The organism is Mesorhizobium sp. B4-1-1, assembly GCF_006439375.1.
In the GTDB taxonomy this organism is placed as follows: Bacteria; Pseudomonadota; Alphaproteobacteria; order Rhizobiales; family Rhizobiaceae; genus Mesorhizobium.
Genome location: NZ_VFTH01000013.1, coordinates 41,434 through 54,644, shown reverse-complemented (window position 1 = coordinate 54,644; position 13,211 = coordinate 41,434). Strand labels below are relative to the sequence as shown.

Here is a 13,211-nt window from a genome sequence, read left to right as displayed (position 1 = left end):
AGGCCGCTCCCGGTTCGGCGGCGAGGAACTTACCTCCAACTTAAACGAGGCAGTGGTTTCGTGACATCGAAGAAAGTTCGTATCGGCATTGTCGGCGTAGGCAACTGCGCATCATCCCTTGTGCAAGGTCTCTCCTACTATCGCCACGCCAATGGCAACGAGCCGATCCCCGGACTGATGCATGCCGATCTCGGGGGCTACCATGTCGATGACGTCGAGGTGGTCTGCGCCTTCGATGTTGCGAAAAACAAGGTTGGGCGCGATGTGGCGGAAGCGATCTACACCGCGCCCAACAACACCTTCCGTTTCGCCGACGTCGCTCCGATCGGGGTGCGCGTTGAGCGCGGCCCGACGCTGGACGGAATCGGCAAATATCTGCGCGATGAGATCGAAGAGTCGGGTGAACCGGTCGCGGACGTGAGCGCACGACTCAAGGAAAGCGGGACCGAGGTGCTCATATGCTACCTTCCGGTCGGCTCCGAAGAGGCTGCGCACTTCTATGCCGAATGCGCACTGGACGCCGGCTGCGCCTTCGTCAATTGCATTCCTGTGTTCATTGCTTCACGACCGGAATGGCGTCAGCGCTTCGAGGACCGCGGCCTTCCCTTGGTCGGCGACGACATCAAGAGCCAGGTCGGTGCAACCATCGTGCACCGGCTGCTCGCCAATCTCTTCCGCGAACGCGGCGTGCGCATCGACCGCACCTATCAGCTCAACTTCGGCGGCAACACCGACTTCCTCAACATGCTCGAGCGCGAGCGGCTGGAATCGAAGAAAATCTCGAAGACGCAGTCCGTCACCAGCCAGCTCGATGTCCCGCTTGAGGCCGGCAACATCCATGTCGGACCCAGCGACCACGTCCCGTGGCTGACCGATCGCAAATGGGCCTATATCCGGGTCGAGGGCACCACCTTCGGCGGGGTGCCGCTCAACGCCGAGCTCAAGCTGGAGGTTTGGGATTCGCCCAACTCGGCAGGCGTCGTCATCGACGCTGTCCGCTGCGCGAAACTCGCCCTCGACCGCGGCATCGCCGGCGCGCTCACCGGGCCTAGCAGCTACTTCATGAAGTCGCCGCCGGAGCAGTTCACCGACGCGGAGGCGCGCCTGCGCACGCTCGCCTTCATCGCCGGCAATGACGAGCCGATGCTGGACGCCGCCGAATGACCACCACGTTCTTTCTCATCCGCCATGCGGCGCACGATCACGTCGGCTCGTACCTGGCCGGGCGGCTCGAAGGCGTTCGCCTCGGCGAAGCCGGCCAGGCGCAGGCGCTGCAGCTCGCGCGGCGGATGGCGCGAGAGCCGCTCGCCGCGATCTTCAGCAGTCCGCGCGAGCGCACGCTCGAAACGGCGAAGCCGATCGCCATCGCTTGCGAGATTGAGAAGATCGCGATCTGCAAGGAACTCGACGAGATCGACTTCGGGGAGTGGTCCGGCAAGACCTTCGAAGAGCTGAACGGCGATGCAAGCTGGCGACTTTGGAACGACCAACGCCAGAGCGCCCGCACGCCAAGCGGCGAGACCATGCTGGATGTCCAGCACAGGATGATCGGCCTGATGGACGCATTGCGCGCGAATGGGCAGGGCCAGTGCATCGCGCTTGTCAGCCATGCCGATGTGATCAAGGCGGCTGTCTGCGCGATCCTTGGCCTGCAACTCGGCGATTGCTTTCGCTTCGATATCGCGCCGGCCTCCATCACAACGGTCGTCCACGGCGACTGGGGTTCCAAGCTGATTCGTTTGAATGAAATCGCCTGACGGGAGCGGTAACCGATGCGCATGGTTATTTTCGGTCTCGCCGTCACCTCCTCATGGGGCAACGGACATGCCACGCTCTGGCGCGGACTGATTGGCGCGCTGGCGCCGCTTGGCTGGTCGATCACCTTTTTCGAGCGCGACACACCCTACTATGCCGGCGCCAGGGACATCGACCGATTGAACGGCGGCGATGTCGTTCTCTACCCGGCCTGGGAGGATATCCGCCAAGCGGCCGAGACGGCGATACGGCAGGCCGACGTCGTCATCGTCACCTCCTATTGCCCAGACGCTATCGAGGCCTCGCGGCTCGCCAACGATACCTGTCGCGGGCTGAAAGTGTTCTATGACCTCGATACACCGGTGACGCTGGCGAGCATCGAGCGAGGTGATCATCCAGCCTATTTCGAGCCGGACAGCTTGTCCGATTTCGACTTGATCCTGAGCTATACCGGGGGGCCGGCCATCGATGCGCTGAGGGCCATCCTGGGCGTGCGCCATGTGCTGCCGCTCTACGGCCATGTCGACCCAGACCGGCACCGGCCGGCGCAGCCAAGGTCCGAATTCGCCGGCGACCTGTCCTACCTCGGTACCTATGCCGAGGACCGGCAGAAAGCCGTGGAAACACTGCTCGTCGCTGCCGCCGCCCGGCTTCCGGACCGCCGTTTCATCATCGGCGGGGCGCAGTACCCGCAGGACTTCCCATGGAGCAGCAATATCTTTTTCGTCAGGCATCTGCCGCCCGCCGATCACCCTGCCTTCTTTTCCTCCTCGCGCCTGACGCTGAACGTCACCCGCGAGTCGATGGCGCGAAAGGGCTGGTGCCCGTCAGGCCGTCTGTTCGAAGCAGCCGCCTGCGGCGCCGCGATCATCTCCGACAACTGGGCAGGCCTCGACAGCTTCTTCACGCCGGGCAGCGATATCCTTCTGGCGCACAGCACCGGCGATGTCGTTGCCGCGCTTGGCCTGTCCGACAATGAGATCGCGACGCTCGGCCGCCGCGCCAGGGAGCGCGTCCTCGACGAGCACACATCCGCGCATCGTGCCGCCGAACTCGACCGAATCCTGAACGACGCTTTCGCGTCCAAGGCGAGAGGGACAATGGAGGAAGTCGTCTGATGTTGGGCATCGTGCCTGCCGCCGGTCGCGGCAGCCGCATTCAGCCGCTGGGCTTTTCCAAGGAGCTGCTGCCGGTCGGCAGCCGGCTCGACGGGCAGACCGAGCGCCCATGCGCGGTGAGCGAATATCTGGTGCGGCGGATGGTGCGCAACGGCGTCGACCGCATCTGCTTCATCATCGGTTCCGGCAAGTCGGACATCCTTGAATATTACGCCGCCGGCTATGGCGATGCCGCAGCAATCTTCGTGGCGCAGCCGTCTCCGGTTGGACTATGCGACGCTATCTTCCGCGCCGCGCCGCTCGTAACGCCGGAAGAAACGGTCTTGATAGGCCTGCCCGACACGATCTGGTTTCCTGAAGACGGCTTCTGCCATCTGGCCGACGACCGGCTGTCCTTCCTGATGTTTCCGGTCGATCGCCCGGAACTGTTCGACGCCGTCGTGCTCGATGGCAACGGGCGGGTCGAGCAGATCCAGGTCAAGCAAGCGGACGCCGCGACAAACTGGGTCTGGGGCGCCTTCAAGATGCCAGGTCGTATCTTCCACCAGCTTGCTGCGCTTTGGCGCCAGCGCGACGGCATCGACGAGTATTTCGGCACTCTGGTCAACGCCTATCTCGCCGGCGGAGGCGAAGCCTACGGTGTCAAGGCCGGGACTGCCTATGTCGATGTCGGTACTTTCAACGGCTACCGCACGGCGCTCAGGCTGCTCGAAAGCAATGATGCCGTCGATGATCTGACCCTGACGATATTCGCATCACAGGACCGTTCGGCAGTGCCAACCGTTCCAGGCGAAGGAGCTTAGCCATGCTGCATTCCAGCACGGAAATACGTCGCCGCATCGACGCATTAGGGCCGTGGTTTCACAATATGGAACTGGCGGGCGTGGAGACCGCTCCCGATCATTTCCTTGGCAACTACCCGCTGATCAAATGGCGCAAATTCGCGGATGCCATTCCGACTGATCTCTCGGGCAAGTCGGTGCTCGACATCGGCTGCAACGCAGGCTTCTACTCGATCGAAATGAAGAAACGTGGGGCCGATCGCGTGCTCGGAATCGACTTCGACGAAGCATATCTCGCCCAGGCGCGCTTCGCCGCCGAGATCGCCGACTGCGACATCGAGTTCAGGGAACTGTCGGTCTACGACGTCGCATCGCTCGGCGAGCGCTTCGATATCGTGCTGTTCATGGGTGTGCTTTACCACCTGCGCCACCCGCTGCTGGCGCTCGACCTGATCCGCGCGCATGTCGCGAGCGACCTGATGATCTTCCAGTCGATGCAGCGCGGCAGCGGCAAGGTCCTGCCGCTTGAGCAGAACTACCATTTCTGGACACGCGACCTCTTCGATCAGCACGAATTTCCGAAACTGCACTTTATCGAGCATCGCTATGCGGACGATCCCACCAACTGGTGGATCCCGAATCGCGCCTGCACCGAAGCGATGCTGCGCAGCGCCGGCTTCGAGATCGTGCTTCACCCTGAAGACGAGGTCTATTTCTGCCGCGCGGCCGGCAAGCCGGCGGACGGCGCCGCCGTCTATCCAGCGAAAGGAGAGGCCGATGATTGAAGCTGCCATGATCTGGAACGAACCGAACAACAAATCGCATTGGGATCCCGAGCTCGATCCGGACTGGAGCCGTTTCGCCGCAATGGCAACCCTGGCAGCCGATGCGATCGATCGGGAGAATCCGACCCTCACAAAGGTGCTGGGCGGCATTTCGCCGATCGATGCCGGCTTCATGACGCGCATGAAGGATTTCGGCGTGCTCGACCATGTCGACGCTGTCGCGGTGCATGGCTTCCCGCTCGATTGGAACCTTTGGCAGATTCATGAATGGCCGCAGAAGCTTGGCGAGATTGCCGCTGTCACCGATCTGCCGATCTGGGTCAGCGAAGTCGGCGTCTCGACCTTCGGCGCCGAGGAGATCCAGCTCTGGGGCCTGCGCCGCACCGCCGAGCTGCTGCTCGATATCGCGCCGCGGGTGCAGTGGTACAGCCTCTATGATCTGCCGCGTTCGTGGGAGGCGACAACGCGCCATCGGGAAGCGGAAGGTTCGTCTTATTACAGGCATTTCTACATGGGCCTGCTTCGCGAGGACGGCACGCCCAAGCCGGCGCTCGAGGAATTCGTGCGCCACACCCCGCAAATGGGCCTGGTCCAGTGGTTCCATTACGAGGACCATCGGCTGGACGACGCTGTGGCCTGGATGGAACGGCTGGGTGTCACCCATCTGCGCACCGGCCTGTCCTGGGCCGACAGTTTTCGGCCGAATGCGCTGGACTGGTTCGACCGCCAGATGGAAGCGCTCGCCGACTTCAACGTCACGGTCACCTTCTGCTTCACGCCGGAACATCGCGGGCTTCAGCCTCATCACACCAGCCCGCCCCAGATCCCCGAGGAATTCGCCGAGTTCTGCGCGGCGATGATCCGACGCTACGCTCCCGCGATTGGCGACGACATGGCAGAAATGCAACGTGTGTCGGCGGCATGGTGAGGCCCGGCTCGACCAGCGATGACACTGACAGTCCTCAACGTCGCCTACCCTCTCGCGCCCGTCGGGCCGGATGCGGTCGGCGGGGCCGAGCAGGTGCTGTCGGCGCTGGATCGGGCGCTCGTTGAGAAAGGCCACCGTTCGGTTGTCGTCGCCTGCCAAGGGTCAAGCACGGCCGGCGTCCTGGTGGAAACACCAGCCGAAACAGGCGTGCTCGACGAGGCGGCGAAGAAGCGTGCCCATCAAGCGCATCGTGATGCGATAGCAGCCGCTCGGGCGCGCTGGCCGATCGACGTCGTTCACCTCCACGGGATCGATTTCGACGCCTATCTGCCTGGCGATGGTCCTACCCTGGTGACACTGCACCTGCCACTCGGCTGGTACCCGCCCGAGGTGCTTGCGCCGTCGCGCGAGGACTTGTGGGTGCACGCGGTCTCGCAGGCGCAGCACAGGACGGCTCCGGCAGGGTCGAGACTGGCGAAGCCTATTCCAAACGGCGTTGACATCGCCGCACTGAACCAGCCTCGGTCGCGGCGCAATTTCGCGCTGGTGCTCAGCCGCATCTGTCCGGAGAAGGGCGTCCATCTCGCGATCGAGGCAGCCAAGCGCGCGAGCGTCTCCCTAGCAATCGCCGGCCAAGTCTATCCTTATGAGACCCATCTGCGCTATTTCGCCGATGAGGTCCGTCCTCGGCTCGATCGGCAGCGGCGTTTTCTTGGGCCACTCGGGTTTTGCGCCAAGCGGCGCTTGCTCAACGCCGCCCGCTGCCTGGTCATTCCCAGCCTTGCCCCAGAGACAAGCTCGCTTGTCGCGATGGAGGCGCTTGCCTGCGGCACGCCGGTCGTCGCGTTCCCGAACGGCGCCCTTCCCGATGTCGTCCAGCATGGCAGGACCGGATTCCTGGTCAATGACATCGAGGAAATGGCGAAGGCCATCGTCGCTTCCGGAGCCTTGGACCGCGAAGCATGCCGAGCCGAAGCGCGCAGCCGCTTCTCGCTTGAGCGCATGATCACATCCTACATGGATGCTTACGAAGCACTGGCGAAGCTTGGCACCCGTCGCGCCTTGCTGGGAACCGCCTGATGGGCGGTCTGCGCACTGAGATCATCCGTGATGCGAGAGCGTTCATGGACCTGGAGCCTCATTGGTGGCAGCTCTGGCGCCAGAGCATCTCGGCCACGCCGTTCCAGTCTCCCGCCTGGCTCATTCCCTGGTGGCAGACATTCGCCCCCGGCGACCTTGCGGCCATTGCAGTGTGGAGCGGAGGCGCCCTCGCCGGCTTGGCGCCGCTCTATGTCGAAAGGCATGATCGCGGTCAGCGCCTGCTTCCCATCGGGATTTCGCTGAGCGACTACCTCGATATCCTGTGCGTGCCGGAGCTGGAGGCGAAGGCTGGCGCCGCCATTGCCGACGCGGTGCTCTCGCTTAAATGGTCGCAGTGGATCCAGCCTGACCTCTCGGCCGATGCCCTATCGATGTGGCTCGAACTGCCGAATACCGAAGCAAGCCGAGCGATGGCGCACGCCGCCTGTCCCGTGCTCCTGCTCGACGGCGATCGAACTCTGGCCCGTTCGGTTCCGGCTAGACGAAGACGCCAGTTGCGCCGCGCCGAGCGAGCCGCCCGGCGTAGAGGCGCCGTTGTCGTCAGCCGCAACGAGTCCGATCCGCAGATGTTTCTCGACGAGCTGGTCCGACTGCATGGCGCACGCTGGGTCGGTCATGGTGGGGGCGTGCTGTCCGACATGGCTGTGGAATTTCACCGTAAGGCCCTGCCACGACTTGCCGATAGCGGTGTGGCACGATGCCTGACGATCCAGATCGGCGATGCCATCGTCGGCGCCTATTACGGATTTCATCATCGCAATCGAGCCTATGCTTATCTCGGCGGTTTCGATCCGGCCTATGCCGACGAAAGCCCCGGCGCGATTCTGATCGGCCATGCCATAGCGGGAGCCGCCCACGAAGGCGCGCGCGAGTTCGATTTCCTGCGCGGCCGGGAAAGCTACAAATACGGTTGGGGCGCAAAAGACCGCTGGACGGCGCAGAAGGTCTGGACCCGGAGCGCGCCACAGTGAATATGGCGAGGCAAACCGGCGCGATTGCCAGACGCCTGCTGCAGGATTGCATGGCCGACGGCCTCTCCGTCGACAACGCGCTGGCCAGATTGGCCGTCTATGTGGATAAGTCGACCAGCGCGGCGCAATTGGCGAATATCGCCCTGGACATGCGCCCGAGCCAAGCTTCCGAGCGATGCTGGCTGGAACACATGGCCACGAGACTTCGGGACAAGCCCTCGGCCTTCGACGACGTGCGTAGGACCGCTGCCTGCGTGTCTCATGACCGTACCAACGGCGAAACGGCCGCCATGACCATCGAGCGGCTGGCCGGCGCCTTCGATCGGGCGGCGGCTATCTCCCCGGCAGCCAGCGTGCAACTGTCGTCGCTTGGCGACGAGGACAGGCTTTCGGCCACGACCGGCGAGATTGCCTCGTGGTTGGAACGGCACGGCATGCTCGGCACCCGCAAGCACATACTGGACATCGGCTGCGGCATCGGACGCCTCGAACATGCGCTTGGCGCCATGGCGGGATCTATCGTCGGCATCGATATTTCGCCCAGAATGATCGCCATCGCGCGTCGGCGGTGCGCCGGCGTCGCCAACGTGGAATTCCGCCTGACCTCGGGCATGGATCTCGGCGACTTCGCCGATCAAAGCTTCGACGACGTGCTGGCTCTCGACAGTTTTCCTTACCTGGTGCTTGCCGGTGTTGCCGAGCGGCATTTCGGCGAGATCGCGCGTGTGCTGCGGCCAGGAGGAATGGCGGCAGTCCTCAACTACTCCTATCGGACATCGGACATCGATTCCCGCGATATCAAACGTCTTGCCCGTGCATATCGCATGGAAGTCTTGGTTGACGGCGAAATGCCTTTCGGCAGTTGGGACGGCACGGCCTTCCTTATTCGCCGTGACGGCGGAACATAACGCGCGAGCGGCAGTTTGGTCGCCGGACAGTTTCACGCAGGCAGACCAGGGAGAAGAACAATGGCGTCCGGCGGTAAGAAGCATATGGGCCGCGGCAGCCAGGGCAAGAGCTCCGGAACCGGAGCGAAGACAACGCTCGCAAAGGACATGGTCGGCGAGAACGACATCCTGTCGAATCGGGACAAGAAGCAGCATACCGAGCAACGCGGTCTGGACGGCAACCGGGTCAAATCCGATCAGTACCAGGACCACGCAGCGAACCGTCTCCCGAAGGATTGAGCGCATGCTCGCGGATCGCCTCTTGCCACGAAACCCGAAGACAGCGATCCGGAAACCCCACAGCTTGCGGCGAACGCCTTGCAAAGGACGGTCGAGTATGACTCAGTGAGTTCTGAAGGGGCCCTCTATTGTTAAGAGAATGCAATGTCTCGCAGGAGCCAGCGCGATCTGTGCGCCCAGGCAATCCAGAGCTTGGACCAGGAGATCGCATCCCTGTTGATCGCCATCGAGCGGGAGAAGGTCCCTGACCGGCTGACCAGGCTTGCACTCGAACTGCAGAACGCGCTGATCGAAAAGCGCAAAGGCGATATGACGGCTGAGCGCGGCTGAAGACGTCGCCGGCAAGGATGCTGCACCGTTTCACGCCGAAACGCCCTATCTCTTTGTTTTTACGCAATTCCGGACGGAAAACCGCTCATACTCTCGGCGCTGCTCTAGCGTCTTGCGGCTTCGGTATCCCAATGGTCGTCCGAAAATTGACGTCGTCGCTCGATCAGCGCCCGCGGCGAGCTTTCCCCGAGGAACTCAAGAACACCGGCACGAGCACGATTGAGACGGCTTTTGACGGTGCCGACCGCGCAACCGCATATCTCAGCAGTTTCTTCGTAGCTTACGCCCAGCACACCGATCAGCACCAGAACCTCACGCTGATGGGACGGCAGTTTCTGGATGGCTTGATGCACTTCCTTGCTTTGGACGGACCAATCCTGCGACGGCTCCGAAATCGGCCGGCTGGAGGCGCAGTCAAGCAGCCCAGGAGCCTCCCTGGCCGCGGCTTTGATGCGCGTGTAATGCGTGTTGCGCATTATCGTGAAGAGCCAGGACTTCAGGCGCGTGCCCGGCTCGAACTTGTCCAGGTTGGCAAGTCCCTTGGCCAGTGTCTCCTGCACGAGATCGTCGGCATCGTCGGGCGCCCGACAGAACGTTCGCGCAAAAGCCCGCAAGGCAGGAATAAGATCGACGACGGAGATCTCACCGCCGTCAGGGTTCGACAAATTATGCTCTCTAGATGACAATTTTCCGGACCCAGCAAACAGGAGTGGATGAGATGCAGACTAGGGAAAATGCCTGAGAAAAAGGAACGTTCCTGTTTCCATCGTTCGGCCGAAACTTTTGGCCAAGGGGCTCCATCGATGGAGCGGCAACATTTCAATGGGTCGCTTCGATCCTCGGTTCCTCGACATACCAAGGCATGGAAATGATCGCGATGTCCGATCCGCCGAACTCGAGCAGTTTGGCGTGCAGTCGGCGGGCGCGATGGGTATGCAGGATGTACTGCCACCAATTGGGCGGCACGACCTCGGGAAGCAGCACCGCAACGGTGCGGCCATCGAACTCCTCTCGCAGCACCCCGATCTCCTTCAGCAATGGCTCGTACATCAGCCGGTAGTCGGCATTCAGGAGAACGAGGCGGGGCGGGCGCAGGCCAGCCGCCTTCGCCGGCGCTTCCACATCCTTCGACCACCTCCCACGAATTGCGCGCTCTTCCTCGCTCTCTCCACCCGACAGACGCGCCACATGGACGGCAATGACATCTTTCGATACCTGAAAGGCAAAGGAGAGCGCCTTGTCCGCCATCCTGTTCCATCGCTGAGTCACGACGAGAACGACAGGCGGCTGAGTGTTGCCGAGATTGAGCTTTCCGGGCTCGCGCAAACCGGCCTCAAGATGGTCGTAATAGCGCCGCACCAGCCGCAGGAGCAGGATAACCAGAGGAATAACGATCACCGTTATCCAGGCTCCCTCCCTGAATTTGGCGATGACGATCACGGCGAGCGCCACGGCGGTGATGGCGCCGCCGAGCGCATTGATCGCCAGATGCATGCGATCGCCAGCGCGCTTCGGGCCCCTCTCCATCCGCAACGCCCTCACCCAATGCAGCACCATGCCGGTCTGCGACAGCGTGAAGGTCAGAAAGGCGCCGATGGCGAAGAGCGGGATCAGATGGTCGGTGATGCCGCCAAACACCACCAGCAGCAGCCCCGTGGTCAGTCCGAGGTAGAGGATGCCGACAGAGAAAACCAGCCGGCGGCCGACCATTGCGAAGGGCCTGGGAAGATACCCGTCTTCAGCCACCATGCGGCAAAGGCGGGGAAAGTCGACGAAGCTGGTGTTGGCCGAAAGCGCCAGCACGCAGAGCAGGCTGCCGATGGCGACGTAATAGAAAATACCGTCGCCAACCACGGCATGCGCAAGCTGCGAAAGAACGCTTTGATAGCCGTCCTTCTCCTGGTCCATCGCGCCGATGCGATAGCGTGCCGACAGGAAGGCGATACCGCCGAGCAAGAGCCCCAGGATCAGGCAGATCGCCGCCAATGTGCGGCGGCCGTGCCTGACGGGCGGATCCTTGAAGGCGGTCATGCCGTTGCTGACCGCCTCGACACCGGTCATCGCCGTGCAGCCGCTGGCGAAGGCGTGCATCAAGAGCAGCAGGCTCACGCTCCCGGTCTGCTGGGGTAGCGGCGGCGGCGGAATCGCCGGCGACGGCTGACCGCCCGATAGGCTCGTCTTCCAGACACCTATCGCAAGGATCGCCAGAAAGCTCGCCACAAAGAGATAGGTGGGCAACGCAAACAGCCGCCCGGCATCCAGCGTGCCGCGCAGGTTGACGATCGTCACCAGAAGCAGGATGCCAAGGCAAAGCCACAGCGTGTAGGAGTGCAGCGAGGGTAGCGCCGAAACCAGCGCGCCGACGCCTGCGGAGATGCCGACGGCAACGTTGAGCACGTAGTCGACCATCAGCGCAGAAGCGGCGAGCAGGCTGGCATTGCGGCCAAGGTTTTCGCGCGAAACGATGTAGGCGCCGCCATTGCTGGGATAGGCCGCAATGGTCTGGCGGTAAGAAAGATAAAGGACGGCGAGCAGGCCGACTATGGCGCCCATGATCGGGCCGATATAGCCGAGGCCGGCCGCGCCGAGCGGGATCAGGATGGTGAGTGCCGCTTCCGGACCATAGGCCGAGGAACCCAGCCCATCGAGGCCCATGGCCGCCACGCCTTCGAAAACGCCGATCTTGCGCTGCGACCATTCCTGATTGGCCAGCCGGCGGCCAAGAATCCATCCAAGTATCGACATGTCACGATCCCGAGAAACGTCTCCCGAAGAGTGCGGAGGGAAGAATGTTCCTCGACGACCGAGCGCGCGACTGGAGGCGCTTGGCACTTCGGTGGAGAAACCGAGTATCGGCTCGCCTCAACGATTCCCTCGCGACCGAAATAGTCCAAGCCGCCTTCACGCGCAAAATGATTCGTGACCGAAGCGATCCTCAGAAATATTTCGTTGTATTTTTTTGGCTTTGTTGCAACGGATCGGCCGTCAACAACCTGGAAACGAAGCGGAATTTCTTGCGCTTGGATTCCGCCTCTGGGCGCGGCCCAGAACGCGCAGGCCAAGCTCGACGCGGCAAACGCCCAACTGGCCGCCGACCAGAGCAAGCTCACCGGCCTCACTCAGCAGCTCGCCGACCTCAACGCGATCGCCACGACTGGCTTCACGCCCGAACAGCAGGCGGCTCTCGATGCGCAGATCGCCCACGTTCAGGCGCAGATTGATGCCCAGAACACCGCAATCACAGCCGACAACCAGTCGGCCACCGATGCCCCAGGCCGCATCTGGAAGCGCACCGCCTCCCACCGATGCATCTTTGGACGCCGCCCTTGCCGGCATGGCCAACAAGGCGGTCGACGCGGACGTGACGGCTGCGGCGAAGGCCATGCTGGCGAGCAAGATCGACGCGCAGGCCGCTGCCACGGCGACGACGACGGCCACGACCCCATAAGGGTCCCGCCATAACAAGAAGATGAAGCCGTTATCATGGAAGACGATCCATCCCGTGGCGAAGGACTATGTCTCCTCAATGGCAGCGATGTTCAGCGTCGCCAATGCCGATATGAAGGCCTGTGTACAGTCCCTCATCGACGAAGGTGACCTCACTCCGTGGCATTCGCGCCCAAAGTGGGAAGGACGCCTCGGCGTGCACAAAGGGAAGGCCCTCGGATCGAGCGTGTCGCTGCATGAGCTCACTCTCGCAAACCTCATGCTCTCGATCACGGGCGCGGTTGCGAATTCGAATGGTCAGAAGGTCTTCAAAACCTTGAAGAACAAGGAACTCCATTGTTCCGAGGCCGAGATGAAGGCTCATCTTGCCAGCCTCTGCGCGGAGCATAAGGGGAAATGCGCTATCACCGGTCTTACGATGCATCTGCATGGGCAGGACGATTGCGATAGCGATATGCTCGTCTCTCCGGACCGGATTGACAGCTACGGCCACTATTCGATCGGCAATGTTCAGCTGGTCTGCCGTTTCGTGAATTTCTGGAAGATGGCCCAGGATAATAACCGCTTTGCTGAACTCCTGGACCGTGTGGTGGCCTACCGGCACGCAGATACGTTGTAGCCAGACCACAGATCGTGCATTCCGTTGCTGCGTCGTCCGGCGGGGCATCAATATCTTTCCGCCAATCTTGTCGAAGGCGACAGCATCGCCGTTCATGACCCCGATCATCGGCTGCCACACGATCAGTCGTGCTGATCGTGATACCACCTGTCGTTAAGGGCGCAGCGACCCGCTCAAAACGCTTGGTC

The 13,211-nt window shown here is 62.4% G+C and carries 15 protein-coding genes; 13 read left to right on the top strand and 2 right to left on the bottom strand.

Going from position 1 to position 13,211, the window contains the following annotated elements; all coding sequences use genetic code 11:
- The first annotated feature begins 60 nt into the window (after positions 1 to 60).
- The 11 genes from FJW10_RS18810 to FJW10_RS18760 all read left to right on the top strand — a co-directional run bounded on the left by FJW10_RS18810 (position 61) and on the right by FJW10_RS18760 (position 8,957).
- On the top strand, positions 61 to 1,164 hold the full coding sequence (locus FJW10_RS18810; RefSeq protein ID WP_140833363.1) for an inositol-3-phosphate synthase: 1,104 nt from the start codon (positions 61 to 63) through the stop codon (positions 1,162 to 1,164).
- Positions 1,161 to 1,757: a histidine phosphatase family protein gene (locus FJW10_RS18805; protein ID WP_140833365.1), complete on the top strand. Its 597-nt coding sequence runs from the start codon at positions 1,161 to 1,163 to the stop codon at positions 1,755 to 1,757. The genes FJW10_RS18810 and FJW10_RS18805 overlap by 4 nt, the downstream gene beginning before the upstream one ends.
- Positions 1,758 to 1,772: 15 nt before the next feature.
- Positions 1,773 to 2,873 (top strand): glycosyltransferase, encoded by a 1,101-nt coding sequence (locus tag FJW10_RS18800; protein WP_140901207.1) that lies wholly within the window; start codon positions 1,773 to 1,775, stop codon positions 2,871 to 2,873.
- A complete protein-coding gene (locus tag FJW10_RS18795) occupies positions 2,873 to 3,676 on the top strand; it encodes a sugar phosphate nucleotidyltransferase (protein WP_140833369.1) in 804 nt (267 codons plus the stop codon). Before FJW10_RS18800 ends, FJW10_RS18795 begins: the two co-directional genes overlap by 1 nt.
- Positions 3,677 to 3,678: 2 nt before the next feature.
- On the top strand, positions 3,679 to 4,440 hold the full coding sequence (locus tag FJW10_RS18790) for a TIGR04290 family methyltransferase (protein WP_140833371.1): 762 nt from the start codon (positions 3,679 to 3,681) through the stop codon (positions 4,438 to 4,440).
- Complete coding sequence (locus tag FJW10_RS18785) at positions 4,433 to 5,368, top strand: beta-xylosidase (RefSeq protein WP_140901206.1); 936 nt, start codon at positions 4,433 to 4,435, stop codon at positions 5,366 to 5,368. Before FJW10_RS18790 ends, FJW10_RS18785 begins: the two co-directional genes overlap by 8 nt.
- Before the next feature lie 18 nt (positions 5,369 to 5,386).
- A complete protein-coding gene (locus FJW10_RS18780; protein WP_140833375.1) occupies positions 5,387 to 6,448 on the top strand; it encodes a glycosyltransferase in 1,062 nt (353 codons plus the stop codon).
- Positions 6,448 to 7,440: a GNAT family N-acetyltransferase gene (locus FJW10_RS18775; RefSeq protein WP_140833377.1), complete on the top strand. Its 993-nt coding sequence runs from the start codon at positions 6,448 to 6,450 to the stop codon at positions 7,438 to 7,440. The genes FJW10_RS18780 and FJW10_RS18775 overlap by 1 nt, the downstream gene beginning before the upstream one ends.
- 50 nt (positions 7,441 to 7,490) lie before the next feature.
- The gene (locus FJW10_RS18770) at positions 7,491 to 8,348 is read left to right on the top strand and encodes a class I SAM-dependent methyltransferase (RefSeq protein WP_246674306.1); all 858 of its coding nucleotides are present in this window, start codon (positions 7,491 to 7,493) and stop codon (positions 8,346 to 8,348) included.
- Positions 8,349 to 8,408: 60 nt separating this feature from the next.
- Complete coding sequence (locus FJW10_RS18765) at positions 8,409 to 8,627, top strand: hypothetical protein (protein WP_140833379.1); 219 nt, start codon at positions 8,409 to 8,411, stop codon at positions 8,625 to 8,627.
- Positions 8,628 to 8,771: 144 nt separating this feature from the next.
- Positions 8,772 to 8,957 (top strand): hypothetical protein, encoded by a 186-nt coding sequence (locus tag FJW10_RS18760; RefSeq protein WP_140833381.1) that lies wholly within the window; start codon positions 8,772 to 8,774, stop codon positions 8,955 to 8,957.
- A gap of 104 nt (positions 8,958 to 9,061) precedes the next feature.
- Here FJW10_RS18760 and FJW10_RS18755 read toward each other — a convergent pair whose 3' ends face one another.
- Both FJW10_RS18755 and FJW10_RS18750 read right to left on the bottom strand, forming a co-directional pair.
- A complete protein-coding gene (locus tag FJW10_RS18755; protein WP_140833383.1) occupies positions 9,062 to 9,622 on the bottom strand; it encodes a sigma-70 family RNA polymerase sigma factor in 561 nt (186 codons plus the stop codon).
- A 154-nt stretch (positions 9,623 to 9,776) separates the two neighbouring features.
- Positions 9,777 to 11,702: an APC family permease gene (locus FJW10_RS18750; RefSeq protein WP_140901205.1), complete on the bottom strand. Its 1,926-nt coding sequence runs from the start codon at positions 11,700 to 11,702 to the stop codon at positions 9,777 to 9,779.
- A gap of 174 nt (positions 11,703 to 11,876) precedes the next feature.
- Between FJW10_RS18750 and FJW10_RS18745 the strand changes: the two genes are divergently transcribed.
- Entirely contained in the window at positions 11,877 to 12,419 is a 543-nt protein-coding gene (locus FJW10_RS18745) for a hypothetical protein (protein WP_140901204.1), read from the top strand.
- Positions 12,420 to 12,459: 40 nt separating this feature from the next.
- Positions 12,460 to 13,023 (top strand): hypothetical protein, encoded by a 564-nt coding sequence (locus FJW10_RS18740; protein WP_140833389.1) that lies wholly within the window; start codon positions 12,460 to 12,462, stop codon positions 13,021 to 13,023.
- Positions 13,024 to 13,211: the final 188 nt, after the last annotated feature.